The sequence below is a fragment of the Ramlibacter sp. genome, assembly GCF_035627355.1.
Taxonomy (GTDB): domain Bacteria; phylum Pseudomonadota; class Gammaproteobacteria; order Burkholderiales; family Burkholderiaceae_C; genus Ramlibacter.
This window is the reverse complement of sequence record NZ_DASPLW010000054.1, coordinates 45,398-70,510: the sequence shown is the minus strand read 5'-3', so window position 1 is coordinate 70,510 and position 25,113 is coordinate 45,398. Positions and strand designations below refer to the sequence as shown.

Sequence of the window (25,113 nt, the reverse complement as noted above, 5' to 3'; positions counted from 1 at the left end):
CTACCGCGATTTCCTGCCCACCGCGCCGGAAGACCTGGGCGTGTTCGTCGGCCTGAAGACGGTGCCCCCGATGGACCCGTTCCCGAAGGACTACTGGGGCCGGCGCGCCTGCGCCATCATCGGCAGCTACAACGGGAGCGCCGCCGAGGGCGAGAAGATCATGGCCGGGCTGCTCGGCAAGCTGCCGGCGCCCATCTTCAACTGGATGGGCGAGATGCCGTTCCCGGCGATCAACGCGATGTTCGACCCGTTCTTCCCGAAGGGCCTGCAGTGGTACTGGAAGGGCGACTTCGTCAAGACGCTGTCCGGCTCGGCGATCGACACCCACATCGCGCAGGCGGCCAATGCGCCGAGCGACTTCTGCCTGATGCACCTGTACCCCATAGACGGCGCCGCCCAGCGCGTCAAGAAGGATGCAACGGCCTGGAGCGCGCGCGACGCCACCTGGTCGATGGTGATCGCGGGGATCGACCCGGACCCGGGCAAGGCCGAGGCGCTCAGGAACTGGGGCCGTGCCTACTGGAAAGCCGTCCACCCGTTCAACCTGGAGGGCGCCTACGTCAACTTCATGATGGACGACGAGGCCGACGGCCGTGTGCAGGCCACCTACGGGGACAACTACCCGCGCCTGGCGGCCGTGAAGGCCCGCTACGATCCGGACAACCTCTTCCGCGTCAACCAGAACATCAGGCCAGCGGCCCGATCGTGACGCGGTGCTGGTGGGCCGCTTACCGCTTTTCTTGCCGCCTGAACGTCAACGCAATCCCGCCCAGGATCAGCGCCCCACCGAGCACCTGGCTGGCCACCAGCCTTTCCTGCAGGAACAGGATCCCGGCCACGGCCGTGATCAGCGGGACGCTCAGCTGCACGGTGGAGGCCTGGATCGCCCGCAGGTGCGGGGTGACCGAGTACCAGACAACGTAGCCGGCGCCCGAGGTCAGGGCGCCGGAGACGACGGCCAGCGCCAGGCCGCGCGGGTCCCACTGCCACTGCATCGCGGCCAGCGGCAGCAAGGTGGCGGACAGGGCCGCCGCGCGGAGGAAGTTGCCGCGCGTCACGGCCTTGGCGTGGGTCGATCGGCGGCCGCGGATGCTGTAAATGCCCCAGGCCACGCCGGCCGCGGCCATCAGCGCCTGGGCCCAGAGGCTGCCCTCCACCGTCGCGCCCTGCGCGGACACCAGCACGTACAGGCCCGCGAGGGCCACCGCCAGGCCGGCCATGGGGCCGGCGGTGGCGCCGTCGCCCGCGGCCAGACCGCATAGCACCATGGTCAGCTGCACCACGCCGAACAGCAGCAAGGCGCCGACCGCGGCCGACAGCTGCACGTAGGCGAACGAGAAAGCCGCCACGTAGGCGAACAGCGCGAAGGCCGAGCGCCAGTCGCCGTCCTGGCCGTCCTGGCCGTCTGCGCCGGTGGGCCGCACCAGCAGCGCCAGCGCCGCTGCGCCCGAGACGAGGCGCACGATCCCGAAGGTGGCCGGGTCGATGCCGGTGTCGCGCAGGGCCCAGCGGCACAGCAGCGAATTGGCTGCGAAGGCGAGCATGGAGGCCGCCGTCAGGAGGGCCAGGCGTGGGGGGGTCAAGTCCGGTTCTCTCGTGCGGGTGCGTGGAGCTTCGCGGGCCGCGCTAGGCGGGGCTCATGATCAAAGCATGGGTGCTTCGGCCCCACCACTCGGCAGGCTGGGCCGCGACGGTCGCAGCGGCCGCAGCGAGAGCCGCTAGGACGAACAGGCGTGAGAGCAAGGCGACTCCTGGGGGGTTGGGCGCACGAACTCTAGCGCAGGCGGGACTGCGGACGGTCGCGCGCTGCGGTCGTCCAGCATAGGCCCCGTCGCGTTTGTCGCGAAACCGAACAACTCTCACAGCGCCTCAAACCTGGCGCGCGTCCGCCTTCCCAGAATCGCTGGAACCCAAGAACCTCCAGGGAGATCCAGATGCGGTGCACGCGCAGGCTCGCGCTCGGCGCGCTGTTCGGAGCGGTGTTGTCGGGCTGCGGCGGCGGCGGCTCTGGCGATGCGGGGAGCAGCAGCACCCCGGTGGCGGGCACCGGCGCCGGTGCCACACCGGCGAGCGCATCTGGTGGCGCCGGTGCGGGGTCCGGATCGACGCCTGCTCCCGCGCCCTCGCCGCAGGCCTTCAGTGCGTTCGGCCCGGACATCGTCGCCAGCAATGCCAGCGACCTGGATGCGCCCGCGGTGGCCCGCCTGTCCGACGGCGGCAACGTGGTGCTGTGGGTGCAGGGCAATGCGATCCTGGGCCGGCTGACCGATGCCGCCGGGGCGCTGGTGGGCGACACGTTCACCGCCGTGGAGGCGGTCGCCGACGGCAGCAGTCCGCTCGGCCTGGGCGGAGTCTCCGTGGCGCCGGCCGGCGACGGCGGCTTCGTGATCGCCTGGCGCCACGAAACCAGCCAGCCCACGACCCAGTTCAACAGCGTCACGGCGGTCCAGGCCAAGCGCTTCACGCGGGACGCGTCACCCATGTGGGAGACGCAGGCCAGCGCCAGCCTGTACGCCGGCGTGTCGCGACCGGTGATCGAGCCGCAAGGCGATGGCTTCGTCCTGGCCTGGATCGGCGAGGAGGTCCTGACCGCACCCCAGTGGGCGTACCTGCAGCGCCTCTCGGGCGACGGCGATCGGCTGGGCGCCGATGTCCGCGTCGACGACGCGAGCGCCCCGCAGGAGCGCGTCGGCGTGGCGCCATTGGCCGACGGCACCGTGGTCGCCGTGTGGCACCAGCGCGCGTTCGGCGAACCCAACACCCACACACTGCACATGCGCCGGTTCGCGGCCGACCTGTCGCCGCTCACCGCAACCGTGGCGCTGCCGGGCTTTCCGTCGCAGACCGTCTTCCCGGTGGACGCCGAAGCGCTGAACGACGGTCATGTCGCCATTGCCTGGGGCGCGACCGGCGAGAACACGCGGCCCTTCGTCCGCACGGCGGTGTTCACGCCCGAAGGCCAGGTCGTCTCCGCCGTGCAGGAGAACGTGCTGGAGCTGCCGCCCTCGGACCTGCGGGTGCTGTCCCTCGGTGCATCCGGCTACGGCGTGGCCTGGCAGGTCGAGAACGCGGGCTCGCGCCAGATCTCGGCCAGCCTGTTCCTGCAGCGCATGGACCTGGCGGGCCATCCGCTCGGTGGGCCGCAGGAGTTCGATCGGCGGCTCACCTTCTGGGTCAGCCCTACCGTCGGCACGACCGTGCGCGCCGGATCCGGGATCGACATCAAGGGCGGCGCAGACGGTCACTTCGTCGCCGCATTCCACCGGGCGGACGAGAACCCCAACACCTACCTGATGGCACGCTGAAACGCCACCGGACTTGCGGCCATGCCACCTCGAGGTGCCGGGGGCATAGGCATGGACGGCGCGCGTGCGCTGGAAACAGTTGATTGCCCAGCTTCGTGCCGCTGCTGCGCCGCCTAGCATGGGTCGCTTTCCCCATGGAAGGAACGACCCCATGAGCAAACGCACGCGCTACGCAGACAACAGCAAGCGGCGCCAGCCGGTCCAGCAGCAACGCGCCGAAGCGGCGCGCCTGGCCATCGTCCAGAGCAAGGCCGCCAAGCGCAGCGACCAGCAGCAGGCCAGGGAGCGCGCCAGCAACGAGCGCAGCGAATAGGGGCGGATCGACGCGCCCTGCCCGGCGCCGCGTTCAGGCGCCGGTGGGCGCGATTCGCACGTCAGTGACGGTGGCCGCCGTGGCGGCGATGCTCGCGTCCGCCGCGGTCGTGGTCGTGGTCACGGCGGTGCCGGTGGCCGCTGCGGCCCGAGATGCCGATGCTGATGCTCGGGCCGTACCAGGGCGGCGGCGCGGCGTAGACCGGCGCCGGCGCCACGACGACCGGGGCAGCGCCATACACCTCCGGCGCGGCGGGATAGGTGGCGTAGCCCGGGTAATCGGAGTAGACCGCGCAACCGCCCAGCAGCCCGGTTGCTGCGAGCACTGCGGCGGATGCGATGCGTTGGAAGTCCATGCGGCGATCCTCCTGCAGGGTTGTCGCTGCACCATGGCTGGCCGGCAAACTTGGCGAGCAGATGTAAGTGTGCCGACCAACATATGCGGGCCCTTGCTGTCGAGTGCGTCGGTGCTTCGTTATGCTTTTTGTTGCAATGAAATTTTCATCTCGTTAGCATTCCTCCCCGATAAGAAGAAGGGAGGCAGCATGCTGGAGCAATCCGACTCGCAGCGACGCCAGGCCGAGGCCCTGATCCTGGCCCGGCTGGCCGACCTGGTCCAGGCCGATCCGCGGGGCACCGCGCTCTCGATGGCCACCGCCTCGCTGGCGCTGCTGGCCAGCGTCTTCCCGGCCGGCCTCACGATCCAGGACCAGCAGCGCATCCTGGACAACCTGCCCGGCACCGACCCCGCGCGCATCGCCGATCACGCGATGTCGCCGGAAGGCACCCGTGTCGCGGTGCTGCTGGGCAACTACCTGATGCGCTGCGCCATCGACCACAGCCCCCTGTCCTTCGCCACGACCGAGCAGGTGCAGGACGAAGCCGTGACGGAGCATGCGCACTACCGCGCCGCCGGTGCGATCAACCATGGCTTCGAGGCGGCGCTGGCGGAAGGCTTCAGCGGGCTGGGCGTGGTGTCCATGTCGATCAACGCGGTGGTCACGCGCGCGTCAGAGCTCGGCCTGCATCCCTTCCAGGTGGTGCGGCCGCTGCAGAAGGGCGTCGCCCGCACCTTGCAGCGGATCGCCCCGCGCGACCAGGACGACAGCGAGGAAGCTGCTGTGACCGCGCTGGCGCAACAGCTGGGCATCTCCCGGTCCAAGGCGCGCGAGCACCTGCGCCAGGGCCGCGGCGGCTGAAATCGTCGGACGGGCCCACCGGACGGAAGACATGCAGGGGCCCTTCGATCCGGACCGGGATTCGCGTGAGGGTGGGACCCGCGAAGGCGGGAGTCCGGACGAACTCCGTCATTCGCGCGAAGGCGAACTCCGTCATTCGCGCGAAGGCGAACTGCGTCATTCCCGCGAAGGCGGGAATCCAGTGCTCCCGCCTTCATCGGCGCTCGAACATGGCGCTGACTCCCACTCGGCGCCTGCAGCGCCGGACAACGACGACCTCGCCGCCGCCCACCAGGCCTGGGCCGACGGCCACTGGTCCGACGCCCGGCTCCGCGCGCAAAAGGCCCTGGCCACCGCCGCAGCGCACCACGACCAGCGCCGTGAAGCATCCGCCTCCCTGCTGCTGGCCCGCGCGCTGGCCCTGGAGTCGCAGTTCGACTGGTCGCGCCGATTCGCCCAGGCCGCACTGCAGCTGTCGCGCGAGTCAGGCGACGAGGCCGGCGCGCTGGAAGCCCTGCTGGCCGTGAGCCGGGTGGAAAGCGCGCTGGGCCACGACGAGGAGGCGCTGCGTGCCGCCGCCGAGGCGGTGTCCGGCTCGCGCCACCTGCCGCTGCTGCACGCAGCCGCGCTCGATGCCGTCGGCGTGGCCTCGCTCTGGGCCGGCGACCACGGCACGGCGCGCGGTGCGCTGGACGCCGCCTGCGAGATCGCGCGCAAGCAGGCCGGCACGCGCGACGCGTCGTTCCAGCCGCTGGTGGATGCGGCCTTCGCCGAGGCGCTGCGCGGCGTGGACCAGCGACTGCAGGGTCGTCCCGTCGATGCCTCGGAACTGGAGAGCCTGCTGGCGCGGGCCCGGCAGTTGAAGGCGATCGGCGCCACCGCCGGCCTGGTGCAGTCGGTGCCCAGGGCCGCGCTGCTGCTGCTCCTGGCATTCGCGGAGTTCCAGGGCGCCCACCTGGCTGGCGACGCGGCCGGCGACGATGGCCACTACCTGGCCTGCCTGGCATGCGCCTCCCGCCTGCCGGCGGGCAGCTGGATGCAGTCGCTCGCCTGGTGGGCGCGCCTGGAGCGGGCGATGGTGGGCCGGAATCCGGAGGAAGTCCTGGAGTCGGCGCAGGCGCTGTCGCACGTCTCGGCGATGGCCGCGCACGAGCCGATGAAGCGCCTGGCCGAGCGGGTGTGCGCGCACGCGCACGAGTGGCTGCGGGACGCGCCGTCGTTCAGTGCGACGTGGTTCTAGGAAAGACGGGAGCACTGCGCTTCGTCATCCTCCGCGAAGGCGGAGGATCCAGACCCGCCCCTATCTCAAGGCGAGATAGATCAGCGAAATCACCCCGACCCAGATCGCCAGGCTGACCAGGCCGCCGAGCCAGAAGGCCCGGCTGGCCAGCAGGCTGCTCGGCGACTCGTCGGACGAGTCGAACTCGTCCGGCGGGGGCGGCGCCGCTTGCTCGGGCAGGTCGCGTTTCATGCGAACCATGGTCGGGGCGCAATCACCGATGGGCTTGTAGGACGAGAGCTTGCGCGCTTGTCGGACGTGGCGCGACGCCCGGAAGACCCGGATGTTGGGCCGGCTCGACGCCGTGGGTGCGACCAGCCCGGCCGGCCTGGGTGCCTCAGCGCGCAGTCGATTCGCGGGGGCGTAGAACCCAGGCGCGCCAGGCCTTGATCAGCACCATGGCCAGCAGCGCGCCGACCAGGTCGGCCAGCACGTCCAGCGGGTCGGCGTTGTGGCCGGGCACCGGCCATTGCAGCAGCTCGATCAGGACCCCGTAGCCGACCAGCCCGCCGAGCAGTGCCCGCGCGCTGGCCGGCCAGGCGATCGAGCCCAGCGAACCCAGGACGAAGAAGGCGAGCGCATGGTTCAGCTTGTCGCCGTACGACAGCGTCGGGTGGTCGGGCACCGGCGCCAGGGCGATGTACAGGATGGCTCCCGCACACACGAAGAAGGCGAGCATCGAGGTGCGGCGGAGGGAACTTTCCATGCGTGGGATTGCTGTGCGAATCGCGCTTGGATCGGCGCTTGCGGGAAGCGCCGAATCATACGTGCGGGCAGGCGATGCGGGGGCGCCGGCTGCTACGCGCCGCCCTTCCCGCGCGCCGCCAGGCGGCCGCGGAGCCAGCGCCCGGCGTACACACCCGCCAACGACACCACGATCGACAGCAGCGCCCCGCCGATCACGTAGGGCAGCGCAACCAGCAGCGTCTGGCCCAGGGCGGGGCCGCGCAGGCCGGGCGCCATCACCAGCACCGGCACGGCGAGCGGCGCGACCACGGAGAAGAAGGTGTTGCGGGTGAGCGCGCCCAGCACCATCGCAATGCCGAAGGTGGCCAGGATCACGACAAGGGCGGTCGCAAGCGGCGGCATGGCTGGAGCGTAGCGCAAGCGATCTGTCATTCCCGCGAAGGCGGAAATCCAGACCTCCGTCCCTACCCAGGGCAATGCGCGCTTTGCGCTGGATCCGCCTTCGCGGAGGATGACCAGAAGGTGGCGACCCGCCGCCCTACCCTTCTCCCATCCCTGCCCTGAAGTAGTCGATCGTCCTGCGCAGCCCCGTCGCCAGGTCGACCTGCGGCGTCCAGCCGCCGAGGGCCTGCTGGGCGAGCGTGATGTCGGGGCGGCGCTGCTTCGGATCGTCCGCAGGCAGCGGCGTGAACACGATGCGGCTGCGCGAGCCGGTGATGCCGATCACCTGCTGCGCCAGTTCCAGCATGGAGAACTCGCCGGGGTTGCCGATGTTGACGGGGCCGGTGAAACCGTCGTCCGTTCCCATCGCGCGGATCATGGCCTCGACCAGATCGTCGACGTAGCAGAAGCTGCGCGTCTGTGAGCCGTCGCCGTAGATCGTCACGTCCTCGCCGCGCAGCGCCTGCATGATGAAGTTGGACACCACGCGGCCGTCGTTCGGGTGCATGCGCGGTCCGTAGGTGTTGAAGATGCGCACCACCTTCACGCGCAGCTTGTGCTGCCGGTGGTAGTCGAAGAACAGGGTCTCTGCGCAGCGCTTGCCTTCGTCGTAGCAGGAGCGCGGGCCGATCGGGTTGACGCGGCCCCAGTAGCTCTCCGGCTGCGGGTGCACCTCGGGGTCGCCGTAGACCTCGCTGGTAGAGGCCTGCAGGATCTTGGCACGCACCCGCTTTGCGAGGCCGAGCATGTTGATCGCGCCGTGCACGCTGGTCTTGGTGGTCTGCACGGGATCGTGCTGGTAGTGCACGGGCGAGGCCGGGCAGGCCAGGTTGTAGATCTCGTCCACCTCGACGTACAGCGGAAAGGTGACGTCGTGCCGCAGGAACTCGAAGCGCGGGTGCGGCAGCAGGTGCTCGATGTTCGCCTTGGACCCGGTGAACAGGTTGTCCACGCAGAGCACGTCGTGGCCCATCGCGAGCAGCCGGTCGCACAGGTGGCTGCCCAGGAAGCCGGCGCCGCCCGTGACGAGCACGCGCTTGACCAGGTTGTAAGTCCGCATGGGGTTGGAAGCTGTCATTCCTCTTGTGCCGGCTTGGCGTGGGGGCCGGGATGCTTGCTCTACGGCTGGGACGATACACGCGTTTTCGGGAGGGGCCGGGTCAAGTACGCCCGCACAGCCGCCACATCGCCCAGCGAAGGCGGCCCCTGCACGACATCCACTTCCCCCAGCAACTGCTCCAGCTGGACGCTCCCACCCGCCGGCCGCAGGTAGAGCGTGTCGGGCGCGACGAAGAAGCAGCGCGGGTGGTCGCCGGCGGTCACCACCTGCAGGGGCGCGCCGGACGCGTCGAAGAACTGCCAGCCGCCGGCCTGCAGGTCCACGTCTTCGGCGTGCGCGATGGCTTCGGCGTCGGAGCCGAAGACGAGCAGCGTCCGCCGGGAGGCGCAGAGGGCGAAGATCATGGCCGGCGCTGCGTCGGTCGCATGTGCGGGCGCGAGTTCAACTTGGCTGGCCCTTGCGCGCGAGCTCTTCGCGCAGCCGCTCATCCTGCTCGCGCAGCTCGGGCGTGAAGGCCTCGCCGAAGTCCTCGGCCTCGAAGATGGGGCGGATCTCGATCTCCGAAGGGCCCGGCATGGGGTTGGGGCAGCGCTTGACCCAGTCGATCGCTTCCTGCATCGACTTGCACTGCCAGATCCAGAAGCCGGCGACCAGCTCCTTCGTTTCGGCGAACGGGCCGTCGATGACGGTGCGCTCGCTGCCGGAGAAGCGCACGCGGGCGCCCTTGGCGCTGGGGTGCAGTCCCTCGCCCGCGACCATCACGCCGGCCTTGACCAGCTCTTCGTTGAACCGGCCCATCGAGGCCAGCATCTCTTCGGAGGGCATCACGCCCGCTTCGCTGTCGGCCGTGGCCTTGACCATCACCATGAATCGCATCGGGGGCTCCTTTCGGTGAGAGGGCAGCTGGTGCCCATTCTGGTACGACGGATCAAGTGGGTCGGGATCGACATTTCATCCTCCGCCCCTTTCTGGTCATCCTCCGCGCAGGCGGAGGATCCAGCGCAACGCGCCTCGGCCTTTGGGTGAGGCGGAGGTCTGGATCCCCGCCTTCGCGGGAATGACGACCCCCCTACGCCGCCATCTCCCCCCGCCCGTTGGTCCCCTCCACGTCCCCGTGCCGCTGCACGCGTTCGGAGATGCGCTCGCGCAGGCGCCAGCGCGCCGCGTCGGTGAGCATGCGGCCGGCCCAGCGGTAGACGTTGTACTCGCGCACGTTGCTGCGCAGGTTGGACATGCGCTCGCGCTGCTCGGCCGCGGGCATCAGCAGCGCGCGGTGCAGCGCGTCGGCGACTTCCTCGACGTGGTAGGGGTTGACCACCAGCGCCTCGGGCATGTCGCGCGCGGCGCCGGCGAAGCGGCTGAGGATCAGCACGCCCTGCTCGTCGTCGCGCGCCGCCACAAACTCCTTGCACACCAGGTTCATGCCGTCGTGCAGGCTGGTGACCAGGCAGACGTCGCCGGCACGGTACAGGCGCGTGACCTCGTCGTGCTCGTGGTGCTGCGCCAGCAGCCGCACCACGTCGTGCCCGTGGGTGCCGAAGCGCTCGTTGATGCGATGTGCCAGCTGCGTGATGCGCTGCTGGAAGGTCTGGTACTCCTCGAGCTGGGCGCGCGTGGGCGCCGCCACCTGCACGAAGGTGAAGCGGTCGCGCCACTGCGGGTATTTCTCCAGCATGCGCTCGACCGCGTGCAGCCGCTCCAGGATGCCCTTGGTGTAGTCGAAGCGGTCCACGCCCACCGCGATGTGGTGCGCACCGGGGATGTCCAGCGCCTCGCACACCTGGCGCCGGCACTCCTGAGGGGAAGGCAGCTGCGTGGTCTCGGCCGCGGAAGGCCACTCGATCGAGATCGGGTAGGCCTCGACGAAGGTCTTGGCGCCGCGGTAGGACACGGTGGAGTGCTCGTGCTCGATGCGCGCCTCCAGGTAGCGGTCGACCGAATCGATGAAGTTCCGGCAGTGGAAGGGCGTGTGGAAGCCCATGATGGTGCTGCCCAGCAGGCCCTCCAGGATCTCCTGCCGCCACGGGCAGATGCCGAACGATTCGGGGTTGGGCCAGGGGATGTGCCAGAAGGTCAGGATGGTTGCGCGCGGCAGCTTGGCGCGCACCATCGCGGGCAGCAGCGCGAAGTGGTAGTCCTGTACCAGCACGATCGGATCCTCGCCGCGGGCCTCGTCCACCACCGCGTCGGCGAATCGCTGGTTGATCTCACGATACGCGTGCCAGTCGGACTCGCGGAACACCGGCCGCACGTGCGCCACGTGGCACAGCGGCCACATGCCTTCGTTGGCGAAGCCGTAGTAGTAGCCCTGCTCCTCCTCCTCGGTCATCCAGATGCGGCGCAGCTGGTACTCCTTCTTGCCCGGCGGCAGCGGCACGCGGTCGTGCCGGTCCACCACCGCGCGGTCGGCCGTGCCGCTGCCGTGCGCGATCCAGGTGCCCGAGCAGGCACGCATCACCGGCTCGACCGCCGTGACCAGGCCGCTGGCGGGACGGCGCACGAAGGGCTTGCCGTCCTGCCCCTTCTCGTGGATGTAGGGCTCGCGGTTGGAGACCACGATCACCTGGTCGCCGCGCAGCTGGCTGCGCAGCAGGCCCTGCAGCCGCGGCGCGTCCCAGCCGATGTCCGGGATGTGGCTGCGGCGGTACTCGTCCTCCAGGTCGCGCAGGCGCGTGCGCAGCTCGGCCGCGATCGGCTCCAGCTCCGGCGCCCCGCCGCCCAGGGGCCGGATCAGGCCCTCGCCGCGCAGCAGCGCGCGCGTGCCGGACACCCAGCCGCGCCAGCTCAGTTGCGCGACGATCATGGTGACCAGCGCGATGATCACGCCGAGGCCGGCGATCAGGATGATCAGGTACTGGCGCGTGTCCTGGCTGCGCCGATCGATGAAGCTCAGGTCGTGCAGCAGCACCAGCTGCCCGACGGGGCCCGATTCGGCGCGCACCGCGTGCGCGCTCACGTGCACCGGGCCGCTGGGCAGTCGCAGCTGCGGATCGGGCTCGGTGCCCAGCTGCTCGGCCTCCAGGCAGTTGAGGTCGCGCGGGAAGTTGGCCGTGCGCACCAGCAGCTCGCCGAACGGCGAGCACCAGCCGATCGCCACCATCCGCTCGTCTTCCACCGCCCGGTTGAACAGTTGCTGCAGCTTGCGGCCCTTGGGGTCCTGCAACGCCTCCGCGATCGATTCCGACAACGCGTTGGCCACCAGGTTGCCGCGCAGGTTCATGTCGCGGGCGAACCAGCGCAGGGTCAGGCGGTCCATCACCGGCAACGCGAGGTACGCGGCCGCGGTCAGGACGATGATCAGGGGAACGAGGAAGCGGAGCTGGAGGTTGATTGCTTTCATCAAGGGGAGCGCCGGCCGCGAGTCACCCCGCAGGGTACGACCCGTGGGGCCGTTCGGGGAGGGGCCCGGCAGGCATTGCCGCAGCCCAGGACTCGTGCCGCTCTAGGGCAGAGTGCGTTGGTTCGGGAGGGTGTACTTTACCGCTGGGGCTTGAGGAGCGGGAAATGGGGTTTGGTTGGCTCAGCTGAACGCTGCGGTATCGCCGCGGGCCCGTGTCCCCATCATTCCCGCAGGCTGCGTCATTCCCGCCGGTTTCCGTCATTCCCGCGAAGGCGGGAATCCAGTGCTTCCGATTTTGGCAACGCTTCGCGTCGCGACTGGATCCCCCGCCTTCGCGGGGGGTGACCAAAGTTGGAGATCGCGGCTCAACCTTCAGGCTCTTCCATCCCCAACACCTCTTCCCACAAATCCCCTCCACTGCGGATTGCCCTCCTCGATGAGTCGCAGCTTCCAGATGCGATTCCACTTCTTGAGCTGCTTCTCGCGCCGGATCGCGTGCTCCATCGAACCGAATAGTTCGTAGTGGACGAGATGCACCACCTCGTACCGCTCGGTGAACCCTTCGACGACATGGTTCTTGTGCTGCCACACGCGGCCGATCAGGTCCGAAGTGACGCCGATGTAGAGCGTCCCGTTGCGCTGGCTGGCGAGGATGTAGACCGCGGGTTGCTGGTCGGGCATGGGGCGGACGGTAGCGAAGGGGCTGATCGCCTGAGCGGCTTCGCGGCGATGAATCCCATCAGTGCTGACGAGAGCGCTCCTCCGCCCTCTCCGTCATCCTCCGCGAAGGTGGAGGATCCAGTGCGACGCGCCTGCGGCAGCTGCTCAGGTCAGAGGTCTGGATTCCCGCCTTCGCGGGAATGACGGCGTATTGGTCATCCTCCGCCCTGTCTTCGTCATCCTCCGCGAAGTAGGAGGATCCAGCGCGACGCGCCTACGGCGAATGTTCAGGCCGGAAGCGCGTCCTAGCGTGAGAGACGCGACCGCATCAATCCCAGCACCGCCTCTGCCGTCTTCTCCGCCGCGCCGCGGTGCGCCTGGGCGAACTGCAGGGCGGCCTGCACGTGCGCGTCGCGACGCTTCGGATCGGCCGCGATGGCCGTGGCGACGGCGATGCCCTCCTCCAGCGTGCCGACGCGCACGGCCGCGCCGGCGGACTGCGCGTTCTCGGCAGCCTGCGCGAAATTGAAGGTGTGCGGTCCCATCACGACCGGACAGCCACAAGCGGCCGCCTCGATCAGGTTCTGGCCGCCCAGCGGCAGGAAGCTGCCGCCGAGCAGCGCCACGTCGGCGAGGCCGTAGTACAGCGGCATCTCGCCCAGCGAATCGCCGATCCAGACCTCGGCCGGCGCCGGCCCCTGCGCATCGGACCAACTGCTGCGCCGCGACACCGTGAGGCCGGCCTGCTGCGCGAGCGCGGCCACCTCGTCGAAGCGCTGCGGATGACGCGGCACGACCAGCCACTGCATCGCCGAACGGCCAGCTTCGCCGCGGGAGCCGACTCGCTTCGACCGCGCAGCGGCCAGCGCCGCGAACAGTGCGGCCTCCTCCCCTTCGCGCGAGCTGGCGAACATCAGCACCGGCCGCGCGAGGTGCTCGCGCCACTGGCGCCCTCGCGCGAGCAGGCGCTCGTCGGGCCGCGCATCGAACTTCAGGTTGCCGAACACGCCCGACACGCGGGCGCCGGTGCGCGCCAGCCGCTGCGCATCGGCATCCGTCTGCGCCCACACGGCGTGCAGCGACGCGTAGGCCGGCCGTGCCAGGCGCTTCATGCGCAGCGACTGGCGCAGCGACTTGTCGGACAGGCGGGCGTTGGCCAGGGCCAGCGGAACCTGCGCGGCGCGGCAGGCCTCGGCCAGGTTGGGCCAGACCTCGGTCTCCATCAGCACGCCGGCGGCCGGCTGGAAATGCGCGAGGAAGCGCCGCACGGCCTGCGGCGTGTCCCAGGGCAGCCAGGCCTGCACGTCGCCTTCGCGCAGCAGCTTCGCGCCCTCGGCACGGCCGGTCGCGGTGCCGTGCGTGAGCAGCAGGCGCAGCGAGGGATCGCGCTCGCGCAGGGCCCGCACGAGGATGGCGGCGGCGCGCGTCTCGCCCAGCGAGACCGCATGGACCCACAGCGCGCCCGGCGTGGCCGGCGCCGCGTAGTAGCCGAAGCGCTCGTCCACCGCCTCCAGGTAGCCCGGCTCGGCGGCGCCGCGGCGGCGCAGCTTGCGGCGCAGCAGGGGTTGCGCGCCGCGCATGACCAGGGAATAGAGGCGGCGGATCATGGGGCTTCGAGGTCTGGATCCCCGCCTTCGCGGGGATGACCAGCTGACGCCATTTCCGCGGGCTCAGACGTCACTGCCTGCGTGCTCCGTGCCGCTCGTTCACGCCAGCACGCCTGCCAGGCCTGCCACACCGCATCGACGTCGGGCGCGGCATCGCCGCCGACCGCACGCTGGTGCGGCCGGCCGACGGGGCCGGCACGCCACACGCGCGGCTGGCTGAACACCTGCACCAGCGGCAGGTCCAATGCGATGCCCATGTGCGACAGGCCCGAGTCGACGCCGACCAGGCCGGCACAGCCGGCCATCACGTCGAGCAGGCGGGCGAGGTTCATGCGCGGCAGCACGCGGGCCGCATCGCCCACCTCGGCTGCGATCGCGTCGCCCAGCGCCCGCTCGGCGTCGGAGGCCTGCGGCAGCAACAGTTCGAAGCCCTCCTTCGCCAAGCGGCGCCCCAGCTCGGTCCAGGCGGCGCGCGGCCACTCGTTGTCCGGTCGCGTGGTGCCATGGGCCAGCATCACCTGCGGCGGCTCTGCAGCCGGCGCCGCACGCCAGGGATAGACGGGGGCCTGCTCGTGGATGCCGGACGATTCGTAGCCGAGCGCGCGCGCGGCCAGCAGCCGGGTACGCGCGACGGCGTGGATGCGGGCCGGCATGGGGATGGGCCGCTGCAGCATCAACTTCACCGGCCACTCCCAGCCGCACAGCTCGCTGGCATTGCCGAAGGTGGCGCTGAAGCCGCCCGGCGCCAGCCGGGCCTGGCGCGCGAACCAGGCCGACTTCACCAGGCCCTGGCAGTCGATGACGGCGTCGTACGCCACCTCGCGCAGCGCGGCGCGGTGGGCGCGGATCTCCGATCGGGTCGGCGCGGCCCAGCGCGACTTGCGCCAGCGCCGCTCGGCCACCGGGAGCACGCGGTTGACGCCTTGCGCGCGCCGCACCAGGTCGGCGAAGGCCTCTTCCACGACCCAGTCGATGCGCGCGTCCGGAAAGCGGGCGTGCACGTCGTGCAGCACCGGCAGGGTCTGCACCACGTCGCCCAGGGACGAGAGCTTGACGAGGAGGATGTTCACGGAAGGGGGGATTGTCGGGCAGGCGCGGGAGGGGTTCGTGTGGGGCGGGGCGCGGTGCTTGGTGGTGGGGGCCTGCCGCCTGGGCGGGGCGCGGCGCCTCGACAGAAGGTCGTCATCCCCCGCGCAGGCGGGGGATCCAGCCGCTGCCCTGGAAGGAGTGGAGGTCTGGATTCCCGCCTACGCGGGAATGACGGGGGCTGTCCTCAATGCCCCGCCGCCGCGAACTCCGCATCCGGCTTCACGCTGCGCAGCAGCCCCAGCATCTCGCCCTCGATGCGATGAAGGGCCTCCTCCGTCTGCCCCTCGAAGCGCAACACCAGCACCGGGGTGGTGTTGGACGCGCGGATCAGGCCGAAGCCGTCGGGCCAGTCGACACGGACGCCGTCGATGGTGGAGATCTCGGCCGGGGCGGGGAAGTTCGCCTTGGCCATCAGCTCGGCCACGATGCGGTGCGGCTCGCCCTCGGCGCACTTCACGTTCAGCTCGGGGGTGGAGAAGCTGGTGGGCAGTGACTCCAGCAGCGCGCCCGGGTCCTGCTCGCGCGACAGGATCTCCAGCAGCCGCGCGCCGGCATAGGTGCCGTCGTCGAAGCCGAACCAGCGCTCCTTGAAGAAGATGTGGCCGCTCATCTCGCCGCCCAGCGGCGCGCCGACTTCCTTCATCTTCGCCTTGATCAGCGAGTGGCCGGTCTTGTACATCAGCGGCGTGCCGCCGGCCTCGCGGATCGCGGGCGCCAGCCGCTGCGTGCACTTGACGTCGAACAGGATGGTGCCGCCCGGCACGCGCGTGAGTACGTCGCGCGCGAACAGCATCATCTGCCGGTCGGGGTAGATGTTGTGGCCGCCGGGGGTGATGATGCCCAGCCGGTCGCCGTCGCCGTCGAAGGCCAGCCCCAGCTCGGCGCCGGTGGACTTCAGCGCGGCGACCAGGTCCTTCAGGTTCTCGGGCTTGCTCGGGTCGGGATGGTGGTTGGGGAAGTTGCCGTCGACCTCACTGAACAGCTCCACCACCTCGCAGCCGAGCGCGCGGAAGATGCCCGGGGCCGACGCGCCGGCGACGCCGTTGCCCGAATCGACCACGATCTTCATGGTGCGGGCCAGCTTCACGTCGGCGGTGATGCGGTCGCGGTACGGCGCCGCCACGTTGATGTTGCGCACCTTCCCGCCGCCGCCGCGCGCCCAGCTCTCCTGCTCCATCACGCGGCGCAGGGCCTGGATCTCCTCGCCGAAGATGGCGCGGCCGGCCAGCACCATCTTGAAGCCGTTGTAGTCCTTCGGGTTGTGGCTGCCGGTGACCTGGATGCCGCTGGTGCACAGCGTGCTGGCGGCGAAGTACAGCATGGGCGTGGTGACGACGCCGACGTCGATCACGTCCACGCCGGCCGACTGCAGGCCACGGACCAGCGCTGCCGACAGCGCCGGCCCCGACAGGCGGCCATCGCGACCAACGGCCACGGTCGTTTCGCCCTCCTGCTTCGCCAGCGTGCCGAACGCCCGTCCCAGCCCTTCGGCCACGGTTTCGTTCAGGGTCGAAGGCACGATGCCGCGAACGTCGTAGGCCTTGAAGATGGATGCGTCGACTTGCATGGGTTGAGCTGGAGGGTCCGTGGAAGGGAATCGAGGATTCTAGGCAGGCGGGGCGCAGGGAGATGTCCGGAAACGGCGAGTCCACGCCGGTCGCGCACCTATGATGAGTGCCATGTCCACCGCCCCCGAGACCCTGCAGCCGGACGCCTGCTACCTGGCGCTGAAGGCGCGCGACGCGCGCTTCGACGGCTGCTTCTTCACGGGCGTCACCTCGACCGGCATCTACTGCCGGCCGGTCTGCCGGGTGCGCACGCCCCGGCGCGAGAACTGCCGCTTCTTCACGCACGCGGCGCAGGCCGAGCGGGCCGGCTTCCGCCCCTGCCTGCGTTGCCGCCCGGAGCTGGCGCCGCATGCGCAGGCCTGGTCCATGCAGGACGCCGGCAGCATCCTGGCGCAGCAGGCGGCACGGCTGCTCGACGAGCCCGATGCATGGAACGGTTCGGTTCCCACGGTCGAGCAGCTGGCGGCGCGGCTGGGCGTGAGCGAGCGCCACGTGCGCCGCATCTTCGAGGCACAGTTCGGCGTCTCGCCGCTGCAGTACCTGCAGACGCGGCGCCTCCTGACCGCCAAGCAGCTGCTGGCCGACACCCGGCTGCCGATCACGCAGGTGGCGCTGGTCAGCGGCTTCGGCAGCCTGCGCCGCTTCAATGCCGCGTTCGTGCAGCACTACGGACTGTCGCCGACCCGGCTGCGGCGCGAGGGCCGGCAGCCGGACGGCGAAGGCCTGCAGGTGCGGCTGGGCTACCGGCCGCCCTACGACACGGCCGCGATGCTGGCCTTCTTCGGCCAGCGCGCGATCGCCGGCATGGAGCAGGTCACGGCGGACGGCTGCCTGCGGCGCACGCTGCAGGTGTCGGTCGGCGGGCGCGCGCATGCGGGCTGGATCGAAGCCGGCTTCGACGAGCCGCGCCACCAGCTGGTGCTGCGCGTGAGCGAGTCGCTGCACGAGGCGCTGCCGCAGGTCATCCGCCGCACGCGTGCGGCCTTCGACCTGGACTGCGATCCGTTCGCTGTCAACGCGGTGCTGCAGGACGCCTTCCCGGGCTGCGACGGATTGCGCGTGCCGGGTGCCTTCAGCGGCTGGGAGCTGGCGGTGTGCGCCGTGCTCGGCCAGCAGATCACGGTGGCCGCCGCGCGCACGCTGGCCGGCCGCATCGTCGAGCGCTTCGGGCAGCCGGTCGCCACCGGGCACGCCGGGCTCGGGCGGCTGTTCCCCACGCCCGGCGCGCTGGCGCAGGCCGACGGCGATCCGCTCGGCACGCTGGGCATCGTGCGCCAGCGGCAGGCCGCCATCGTCGCGCTGGCGCGCGCCGTGCAATCGGGCGCGCTGCCGCTGCACGGCGGTGCGGACGTGCAGGCCACGATCGCGGCGCTGAAGGCGCTGCCGGGCATCGGCGACTGGACGGCGCAGTACATCGCCATGCGCGCGCTGCGGTGGCCCGATGCCTTCCCGGCCGGTGACGTCGCGCTGCACAAGGCGCTGGGCGTGCAGCAGGAACGCCAGCCGGCGCGCGCGGCCGAAGCGGCGTCGCAGGCGTGGAAGCCGTGGCGCAGCTATGCGGTGATCCGGGCGTGGGCGGGGTTGAGTACCACCGTCACCCCCGCGAAGGCGGGGGTCCAGCGCAACGCGCCTGCGGCAGCTGCGAAGGCACGAGGGCTGGATTCCCGCCTTCGCGGGAATGACCTGCACTTTGGCGGCGGGCTACTCACCAAGGACCCATCATGAAATTCCACCCTTCCCTCGTCGCCGCCCGCCACGCGAGCCCGCTCGGCGGCATGCTGCTGGCCGCCACGGATCGCGGCCTGGCCGGCGTGTGGTTCGACGGGCAGCGGCACCATCCGGACAGCAGCGGCTGGCGCATGGATGCGTCGCACCCCGTGCTGGTGCGCGCGATGCAGCAGCTGGACGAGTACTTCGCCGGGCGCCGCACCCGCTTCGACCTGCCGCTGGACCTGCAGGGCGGCACGCCATTCCAGCAGTCGGTGTGGCAGGCGTTGCTGCACATTCCCTGCGGCGAGCGCCGCACCTACGGGGAGCTGAGCGCCGGCATAGGCGCGCCGGCGGCGGTGCGCGCGGTCGGCGCGGCGGTGGGGCGCAATCCGCTGTGCATCGTCGTGCCCTGCCACCGCGTGCTGGGCGCCGACGGTTCGCTCACCGGCTACGCGGGCGGGCTGGACCGCAAGTCGGCGCTGCTGCGGCTCGAGGGGCTCGCTTGAGCGCCGGCCCGCGCGGACCGCGCGCCTGGGTGGTCGACTTCGTGCTGCTGGGCGCCATCTGGGGCAGCTCCTTCCTGTTCATGCGGCTGGCCGTGGTCGAGTTCGGCCCCGTGGCCACCGCGGCGCTGCGGGTGGGCATCGCCGCGGCCTTCCTGCTGCCGCTGGTGATCTGGCGCGGGCTGGGGCCGCAGCTGCGCCAGCACGCACCCAAGGTGTTCGCGGTCGGACTGGTCAACTCCGGCATCCCGTTCGCGCTCTATGCCTTCGCCGTGACGACGATCACCACCGGGCTGTCCGCCATCCTCAACGCGACGGTGCCGCTGTTCGGCGCCGTCGTCGCCTGGGTGTGGCTGAAGGACCGTCCCGCGCCGATGCGCGCGCTGGGCCTGCTGATCGGCTTCGCAGGCGTGGCGCTGCTGGCCGGCGACAAGGCCAGCTTCACGCTCGATGCCGCGGCCACGACGCCGGGCTGGGCGGTGGCGGCCTGCCTGCTGGCCACGCTGTGCTACGGCATCGCCGCCAGCGCGACCAAGAAGTACCTGACGGGCCTGCCGCCGCTGATGACGGCCACCGGCAGCCAGCTCGGCGCCACCGCGGCGCTGGCCCTGCCTGCGATCTGGTACTGGCCGGCACAGGCGCCCGGCGTGCAGGCCTGGCTCGCGCTGGTCGCGCTCGGCGTCGTGTGCACCGGGCTCGCCTACATCCTGTACTTCCGCCTCATCGAGGAAGCCGGTCCCGCGCGCGCGCTCGCGGTGACCTTCGTGGTGCCGGTGTTCGCGGTGCTCTACGGCGTGCTGTTCCTGGCCGAGACCGTGACCGCATGGATGCTCGGCTGCGCGGTCGTGATCGTGCTCGGCACCGCCCTGTCCACGGGACTGTTGCGCTGGCCACGCGCGAAAGTGGTGCAGGCCGACGCCTGATCCGCGCATCGGCCGACACGGTCCGTTCGCCCGCACGGCGTGCTTGCAAGCCATCCGCCGGCGCATCACGCGCGTCACTCTTGAAATAGCCTGAAAGAGCCATGACCCCCATGGCTGCATCGCCCCATCGAAGAGGGGGGTTGTTTGAGAATCGTCCGCAAAGACGGATGGCAGGACAACGAGATGGACAGGCTACTTCCCGCGATCGTGCTCTGCATGGCCTTGCAGCCGGCGTGGGCCGGTGAAGCGGCGGCAGGCAAGCCGGTGACCGGCGGCATCGCGCCGCCCGCCATGGTGGAGGTCAAGCTGGCCAAGGCGGCTCCCGGGCACCGCGGCCCCGACCAGGCGCCCATCGTCGTGGCGGCGCTGCACGACGACGCGGCCCCCGCCCCCGAAACGCAAGCGCAGCCCGAACGCCAGTCGACCGAGGGCATGCTGCTTGCAGCATTGGCCCTGATGGCCGGCATCGTGCTGCGGCGTTGGGGTGCGGACCAGCGATGACGGCCAGCGCGCTCCGATCGCTCGCCGAGCGCGCGTTCAAGTGGAGCGCGCTCACCACCGCGGGCCGCTTCATGCTGCAGTTCGTCGCGCAGGTGCTGCTGGCGCGCCTGCTGGGACCCGGCAACTACGGCGTGTACGGCATCGGCCTGGTCGTGCTGACGTTCGCCGCCTTCCTGTCCGGCAACGCCTTCAGCTACATCCTCATGCTGCAGAAGGACGTGAACGCGGACGACATCCGCTTCGCGTTCACCTGGCAGGTCATCGCCGGCGTGGTGGGTTCGGCCGCCATGTACGCCAGCGCCGGCTGGCTCGCCTCGTACTTCGCCGACCCGCGCATCGAGCGCATGGTGCACTGGCTGTCCGCCGCCTGCCTGCTGATGGCGCTGGCCGGGCCCTCGACCTGCCTGCTGCAACGCGACCTCAACTTCCGGGTGCTGGGCCTGATCCAGATGGGCAGCTACGCCGCCGGCTACCTGGTGGTCGGCCTGCCGATGGCCCTGCAGGGTCACGGCGCGCAGTCGCTGGCGGCCGCGTGCGTGGTGCAGGCCGCGGTGGTGCTGGCGGCCAGCTTCGCCGCCCGGCCCCATTCCGTGCGGCCGCTGCTGCGCCATCCGCTCGGCGGTGACACGCTGGACACCGGGCGCACGGTGTTCCTCACCAACATCGTCAACTGGCTGCTCGCCAACCTGGACCGCATCGTGATCGGCCGCGTGCTCAACACGCATGCGGTCGGCCTGTACGGCGTGGCCTACAACATCGCGTCCATCCCCAACGTGCTGCTGGTCAGCGCCATGCAGCCGACCTTCCTGGCGGCCGGCGCGCGCCTGCAGGACGAACCCCGGGAACTGGCGGCGGCGTGGCGCACGGTGCTCGCCTGCGTGCTGGTCATGCTCACCCCGCTGGCAGTGATGATGTCGCTGCTGGCCGGCGACCTGGTGCGCGTGCTGTACGGCACGGCCTGGCTGGACGCCGGCTGGGTGATGGCCGTGATGTTCCTGTGCGTGCCCGCCTGGGCCGCGCTGGGACTCTCGACGCCGGTACTGTGGAACACCGGGCGCAAGCACATGGAGGCGGCGCTGCAGTTCCCGCTGCTGGTGCTGGCGGTGCCGGCCTGGTGGCTGCTGTCGCAGCACGGCGGCCTGCACGCGGTGGTGCTGGCGTCGGCCGTGGTCATCTTCGCCCGCGCCGGCGTCGTGGTCGCCACCGGCATGGGCGCCCTGGACGTGCGCTGGCGCGAGCTGCTGCCGTTCGCGCTGCGCGGCCTCGCGCTGGGCGTGCTGGCCGGCGCCGCGGTGCTGGCCGGTCGCGCGGCGGCCCTGCCGCTGGGGCATCCGCTGCTGACCCTGCTGGGCGGCGCCATCGCGGGTGCGCTGGTGCTGTCTGTCCTCGTCTTCATCCGTCCGCAGGTGCTGGGCCCCGAGGCGCGCGGCGTGGTGTCCCGGCTGCTGCCGGGGCCGCGCTGGGCCGCCACCGGGCCGGAGGTCCATCCATGAACCGACAACCGCCCCTGCGCCGCCCGGCCGCCGAGGCCACGACCGTCACCGCGCGCGAGCGGCACCGGACCGAGCCGTTCCGGCTCTCGCGGGACGGGCTGCTGTTCCTGATCTTCCCCGCGATGCTGGTGCTCACCGCGATGGAAGTGCTGCTGTCCGGCCGCGACCTCACGCAGCTGTTCCTGGTGCTGCAGGCGCAGGTGCAGGCGATCGAGGAGGCGAGCCGGCCGGCGCTGCTGGCCTGGGTGCAGCGCGGTGTCTCGCTGCTGCTGCTCGCGGCGTCGCTGGAGCGCATCGTCAGCCACTTCCTGCAGCGCAAGCCGGTGCCGGCGCCGATGCTGACGTGGACCTTCCTGTTCTACTGGCTGACGACGGTGGCCTCGCCGGCCGTGTTCAGCGGCCACCCCGGCCTGTCGCACGAGTACCTGTACCCGCTGGCGCTGGGCCTGGCCTGCACGCTCGCCGGCCAGATGGACCGCGAACGCATCTTCGCCGTCACGCGCAACGCGCTGTTCATCTTCACGCTGGCCGGGCTGGCGCTCATCCCCATCTGGCCGACGCTGGTGCTGGACACCTCGTACTCGCAGGGCCTGCTGCCGGGCGTGCCGCGCTTCGGCGGGCTGGCGACCCACCCGGTGGGCATGGGCATGCTGGCGCAGACCGCGCTGGTGATCCTGTGGGCGCGGCCGACCGGCAACCGCTGGACCAACCTGGCCTGCTGGGCGATCGGGCTGGCCGCGCTGTTCCTGGCCCAGTCCAAGACGGCGTGGGTGTGCTTCCTGCTCAGCGCCATCTGCCTGCTCGCGGTGCGGCGCGCGCCCGATGCCATGCACCGGGCCGGCGACCCGCGCGCCAGCTCCTTCGGCGTCGGCCTGTGCCTGGCCGTGATCGCGGCGGTGCTGGCGGTGCTGGTGGCGGTGCTGGTGTTCGACCTGCCCTCGGTGATCGCCGACTTCTTCGACACCCGCGAGGGCGCCCAGCTGGCCTCGCTGACCGGCCGCGACCGCATCTGGGTGGTGGCGATGGAGGAGTGGGCGCGCCAGCCGGTGTTCGGCTACGGCCTGTCGCTGTGGGACGCGGACTTCCGCGAATCCATCGGCATGCCCCAGGCGACCCACGCGCACAACCAGCTGCTGGACACGCTGGCCCGCTCCGGGACCATAGGCGCCACCGGCCTCGTCCTGTACGCCCTGGTGCTCACGGTGATGGCGTTCCGCTACGCGCGCGCCACCGGCGGGCTGAGCCTGGCCCTGTACGTGAACCACGCCCTGCTGTCGATCAGCGAAGTGCCGCTGATCCTGATCGACTACGGCAGCCACGTGATGGCGCACTTCCTCCTCATCGTCGCCGTCGCGTCCGGCGCCGCCGCCCGCATCCCGACCCGTGTGGTGCCCGCCGCGCCCATCGAACCGACCCTCAGGACCGCGCCCCCATGAAGTTTTCCGTCGTCATCCCCCTGTACAACAAGGCCCGCTATGTCCACAGCGCCGTCCGGTCGGTGCTGGCGCAGACGCTGCCGCCGCACGAGGTGGTGGTGGTGGACGATGGCTCCACCGACGGCAGTGCCGCCGCCGTGGAGAGCATCGCCGACCCCCGGGTTCAGCTGATCCGGCAGGCCAACGCCGGCGTGTCGGCCGCCCGCAACCGCGGCATCGCGGAAGCGACCGGCGACTGGATCGCCCTGCTCGACGCCGACGACTGGTACCACCCCGAGATGCTGGCCGCCCTGGCGCAGGCGCACGAGGCCTGCCCGGAGGCCGACATGCTGGGCGCCGGCTTCCGCAAGGTGCCGCACCTCATGGGCGCCGACCCGGACCCCTGGGCGGTAACCGACGACTTCTACGAGGTCGAGGTGGTGGACGACCTGCGCCAGCGCTGGATGCGCACCTCGCCGTTCTGCTCCAGCAGCGTGGCGATCCGCGCCAAGCGGCTGCAGGCCATGCAGCCGTGCTTCGCCGAGGGCGACCACTACGGCGAGGACCTGGACCTGTGGTTCCGCGTCGCCGACCAGTCGCTGGTGGCCATCGTCAACGCGCCGTTCGCCGCCACGCGCGTGCTGCCCGACAGCCTGTCCGCACGCCACCCCGTGCTCACCCTGCCGATGTTCCTGCAGCGCATGCGCGCCGACGCACGCGCCGGCCGGATCCCGGCGCGGCACCGCAAGTCGGCGCTGTGGTTCGTGGGCCAGCAGGAAGTGACGCTGGCGCGCGAGGCGCTCAGCGCGGGCAACCGGCGCGCCGCCCTTCGCTTCCTGGTCGACGCGCGCAGCGTGGCGCTAACCACCCGCTGGCAGCTCACGCTGCTGATGGCCCTGTTCATGCCCACCAGCGTGGCCGACAACTGGCAGCGCTGGCGCCTGCGCAGCGCCGAGGTGTTCTCGCGGGAGGGCCCTGCGCAATGAACCGGCGACCCTGCCCCGTCTCCATCGTCATCAAGGCGCTCAACGAGGAGGCCAGCATCGCCGACGCCGTCGAGAGCGGGCTGGCGGCGCTGGACGGCGTGGGCGGCGAGGTGGTGCTGGCCGACTCGGCCTCCACCGACGGCACGGTGGCGGCGGCCAGCCGCTACCCGATCCGCATCGTGCAGCTCGCGCGGGCGCAGGACCGCAGCTGCGGCGCCGGGCCGCAGCTCGGCTGGCAGCACTGCGAGGGCGAGTACGTGCTGATCATGGACGGCGACATGAAGCTGGTGCCCGGCTTCCTGGAGCAGGCCCTGTCCTTCCTCGCCCAGCATCCGGAAGTCGCGGGCGTGTCCGGACGCGTGGTGGAGCTCAATACCGAGAGCCTGGAATACCGCGAACGCGGCGAGCGCAGCCAGCGCGCCGAGGCGCACCGGCGGCCCGGCCCGGTCGACCGGCTGGACGGCGGCGGCCTGTACCGGCGCCGCGCGATCGAGGAGGCCGGCTGGTTCTCCGACCGCAACCTGCACAGCTACGAGGAGTTCGACCTCGCCCTGCGGCTGCGCGCGCGCGGCTGGAAGCTGTGGCGTCTGCCGATCGACGCCGTCACCCACTACGGCCACGACGCGCCGCCCTACCGCCTGCTGCTGCGCCGCTGGCGCACGCGCTATGCCTGCGGCGCCGGCGAAGTGCTGCGCGCCGGGCTGGCCCAGCACCGGGCCGGCGGCGTGCTGCGCGGGCTGCGCGAACTGCGCCTGTACCTCGCGGTGATCGCCTGGTGGCTGGTGCTGGCCAGCGTGCCGCTGTGGCCGATTCCGGGCAGCGCAGCCGCGGCCGCCTTCCTGGCGCTGCTGCTGGCGCCGCTGGCGGCCATGGCCTGGCGCAAGCGCTCGCTGGCGCGGGCGCTGTACTCGGTGGTGTCCTGGAACGTGCATGCCGCGGGCGTGCTGCGCGGCCTGCTGGCGCGGCGCCAGCCGCCGCAGGCGCTGATCCCCAGCATCGTGATCAAGGACCCGCAGGCCGCGCCCCGCCGTGGCCAGGAACTGTGCTCATGACGCG

Annotated in this window: 26 protein-coding genes; 13 read left to right on the top strand and 13 right to left on the bottom strand. The window is 71.2% G+C overall.

Annotation, left to right across the window (positions count from 1 at the left end; all coding sequences use genetic code 11):
• Window positions 1-709 (top strand): BBE domain-containing protein (locus VEC03_RS14005; RefSeq protein WP_324916146.1); only part of this gene is annotated, 709 nt, incomplete at its 5' end.
• Window positions 710-728: 19 nt separating this feature from the next.
• Here VEC03_RS14005 and VEC03_RS14000 read toward each other — a convergent pair.
• Window positions 729-1,583 carry a DMT family transporter gene (locus VEC03_RS14000; RefSeq protein WP_324916143.1) on the bottom strand — a complete coding sequence of 285 codons (855 nt, stop codon included), beginning with the start codon at window positions 1,581-1,583 and terminating at the stop codon, window positions 729-731.
• 351 nt (window positions 1,584-1,934) lie between these two features.
• Here VEC03_RS14000 and VEC03_RS13995 point away from each other — a divergent pair, with 351 nt between their 5' ends.
• Entirely contained in the window at window positions 1,935-3,305 is a 1,371-nt protein-coding gene (locus VEC03_RS13995; RefSeq protein WP_324916140.1) for a hypothetical protein, read from the top strand.
• Window positions 3,306-3,456: 151 nt separating this feature from the next.
• Window positions 3,457-3,618: a hypothetical protein gene (locus VEC03_RS13990; RefSeq protein ID WP_324916139.1), complete on the top strand. Its 162-nt coding sequence runs from the start codon at window positions 3,457-3,459 to the stop codon at window positions 3,616-3,618.
• A gap of 61 nt (window positions 3,619-3,679) precedes the next feature.
• Here VEC03_RS13990 and VEC03_RS13985 read toward each other — a convergent pair whose 3' ends face one another.
• Complete coding sequence (locus VEC03_RS13985; protein WP_324916137.1) at window positions 3,680-3,973, bottom strand: hypothetical protein; 294 nt, start codon at window positions 3,971-3,973, stop codon at window positions 3,680-3,682.
• A 189-nt stretch (window positions 3,974-4,162) separates the two neighbouring features.
• On the opposite strand from VEC03_RS13985, the gene VEC03_RS13980 reads away from it, so the two are divergent.
• Window positions 4,163-4,816 carry a hypothetical protein gene (locus VEC03_RS13980; protein WP_324916135.1) on the top strand — a complete coding sequence of 218 codons (654 nt, stop codon included), beginning with the start codon at window positions 4,163-4,165 and terminating at the stop codon, window positions 4,814-4,816.
• A 181-nt stretch (window positions 4,817-4,997) separates the two neighbouring features.
• Complete coding sequence (locus VEC03_RS13975) at window positions 4,998-6,035, top strand: hypothetical protein (RefSeq protein ID WP_324916134.1); 1,038 nt, start codon at window positions 4,998-5,000, stop codon at window positions 6,033-6,035.
• Window positions 6,036-6,095: 60 nt separating this feature from the next.
• On the opposite strand, the gene VEC03_RS13970 is transcribed toward VEC03_RS13975, so the two are convergent.
• From VEC03_RS13970 to VEC03_RS13920, 11 genes are all read right to left on the bottom strand, one after another.
• Window positions 6,096-6,266 (bottom strand): hypothetical protein, encoded by a 171-nt coding sequence (locus tag VEC03_RS13970; protein ID WP_324916132.1) that lies wholly within the window; start codon window positions 6,264-6,266, stop codon window positions 6,096-6,098.
• Window positions 6,267-6,411: 145 nt separating this feature from the next.
• Window positions 6,412-6,780: a VanZ family protein gene (locus tag VEC03_RS13965; RefSeq protein WP_324916131.1), complete on the bottom strand. Its 369-nt coding sequence runs from the start codon at window positions 6,778-6,780 to the stop codon at window positions 6,412-6,414.
• Window positions 6,781-6,872: 92 nt separating this feature from the next.
• Window positions 6,873-7,163: a hypothetical protein gene (locus tag VEC03_RS13960; RefSeq protein ID WP_324916129.1), complete on the bottom strand. Its 291-nt coding sequence runs from the start codon at window positions 7,161-7,163 to the stop codon at window positions 6,873-6,875.
• 136 nt (window positions 7,164-7,299) lie between these two features.
• Window positions 7,300-8,262 (bottom strand): UDP-glucuronic acid decarboxylase family protein, encoded by a 963-nt coding sequence (locus VEC03_RS13955; RefSeq protein WP_324916127.1) that lies wholly within the window; start codon window positions 8,260-8,262, stop codon window positions 7,300-7,302.
• Between the two features lie 59 nt (window positions 8,263-8,321).
• A complete protein-coding gene (locus VEC03_RS13950; protein ID WP_324916125.1) occupies window positions 8,322-8,666 on the bottom strand; it encodes a hypothetical protein in 345 nt (114 codons plus the stop codon).
• 37 nt (window positions 8,667-8,703) lie between these two features.
• A complete protein-coding gene (locus VEC03_RS13945) occupies window positions 8,704-9,138 on the bottom strand; it encodes a YciI family protein (protein ID WP_324916123.1) in 435 nt (144 codons plus the stop codon).
• Window positions 9,139-9,331: 193 nt separating this feature from the next.
• Window positions 9,332-11,602: a trehalose-6-phosphate synthase gene (locus tag VEC03_RS13940; protein WP_324916121.1), complete on the bottom strand. Its 2,271-nt coding sequence runs from the start codon at window positions 11,600-11,602 to the stop codon at window positions 9,332-9,334.
• 372 nt (window positions 11,603-11,974) lie between these two features.
• Window positions 11,975-12,283: a GIY-YIG nuclease family protein gene (locus VEC03_RS13935; RefSeq protein ID WP_324916118.1), complete on the bottom strand. Its 309-nt coding sequence runs from the start codon at window positions 12,281-12,283 to the stop codon at window positions 11,975-11,977.
• Window positions 12,284-12,567: 284 nt separating this feature from the next.
• Window positions 12,568-13,869 (bottom strand): 3-deoxy-D-manno-octulosonic acid transferase, encoded by a 1,302-nt coding sequence (locus VEC03_RS13930; protein ID WP_324916116.1) that lies wholly within the window; start codon window positions 13,867-13,869, stop codon window positions 12,568-12,570.
• Window positions 13,866-14,939 (bottom strand): lipopolysaccharide heptosyltransferase I, encoded by a 1,074-nt coding sequence (gene waaC / locus VEC03_RS13925; protein WP_324916114.1) that lies wholly within the window; start codon window positions 14,937-14,939, stop codon window positions 13,866-13,868. Before waaC ends, VEC03_RS13930 begins: the two co-directional genes overlap by 4 nt.
• Window positions 14,940-15,142: 203 nt before the next feature.
• Complete coding sequence (locus tag VEC03_RS13920) at window positions 15,143-16,525, bottom strand: phosphomannomutase/phosphoglucomutase (protein WP_324916112.1); 1,383 nt, start codon at window positions 16,523-16,525, stop codon at window positions 15,143-15,145.
• A gap of 103 nt (window positions 16,526-16,628) precedes the next feature.
• Here VEC03_RS13920 and VEC03_RS13915 point away from each other — a divergent pair, with 103 nt between their 5' ends.
• The 8 genes from VEC03_RS13915 (at window position 16,629) to VEC03_RS13880 (ending at window position 25,109) form a co-directional block, all read left to right on the top strand.
• Window positions 16,629-18,251: a DNA-3-methyladenine glycosylase 2 family protein gene (locus VEC03_RS13915; RefSeq protein WP_414708499.1), complete on the top strand. Its 1,623-nt coding sequence runs from the start codon at window positions 16,629-16,631 to the stop codon at window positions 18,249-18,251.
• A complete protein-coding gene (locus tag VEC03_RS13910; RefSeq protein ID WP_324916108.1) occupies window positions 18,248-18,742 on the top strand; it encodes a methylated-DNA--[protein]-cysteine S-methyltransferase in 495 nt (164 codons plus the stop codon). Before VEC03_RS13915 ends, VEC03_RS13910 begins: the two co-directional genes overlap by 4 nt.
• Window positions 18,739-19,662, top strand: coding sequence for a DMT family transporter (locus tag VEC03_RS13905; protein WP_324916106.1), 924 nt, complete (start codon window positions 18,739-18,741; stop codon window positions 19,660-19,662). The genes VEC03_RS13910 and VEC03_RS13905 overlap by 4 nt, the downstream gene beginning before the upstream one ends.
• A 144-nt stretch (window positions 19,663-19,806) precedes the next feature.
• Window positions 19,807-20,163, top strand: a complete 357-nt coding sequence (locus VEC03_RS13900; RefSeq protein WP_324916104.1) for a hypothetical protein — start codon at window positions 19,807-19,809, stop codon at window positions 20,161-20,163.
• Window positions 20,160-21,656 (top strand): oligosaccharide flippase family protein, encoded by a 1,497-nt coding sequence (locus VEC03_RS13895; protein ID WP_324916102.1) that lies wholly within the window; start codon window positions 20,160-20,162, stop codon window positions 21,654-21,656. Before VEC03_RS13900 ends, VEC03_RS13895 begins: the two co-directional genes overlap by 4 nt.
• Window positions 21,653-23,092, top strand: a complete 1,440-nt coding sequence (locus tag VEC03_RS13890; RefSeq protein ID WP_324916100.1) for an O-antigen ligase family protein — start codon at window positions 21,653-21,655, stop codon at window positions 23,090-23,092. The genes VEC03_RS13895 and VEC03_RS13890 overlap by 4 nt, the downstream gene beginning before the upstream one ends.
• Entirely contained in the window at window positions 23,089-24,057 is a 969-nt protein-coding gene (locus tag VEC03_RS13885; RefSeq protein ID WP_324916099.1) for a glycosyltransferase family 2 protein, read from the top strand. Before VEC03_RS13890 ends, VEC03_RS13885 begins: the two co-directional genes overlap by 4 nt.
• Window positions 24,054-25,109 carry a glycosyltransferase family 2 protein gene (locus VEC03_RS13880; RefSeq protein ID WP_324916097.1) on the top strand — a complete coding sequence of 352 codons (1,056 nt, stop codon included), beginning with the start codon at window positions 24,054-24,056 and terminating at the stop codon, window positions 25,107-25,109. The genes VEC03_RS13885 and VEC03_RS13880 overlap by 4 nt, the downstream gene beginning before the upstream one ends.
• The last annotated feature ends 4 nt before the right edge of the window (window positions 25,110-25,113 follow it).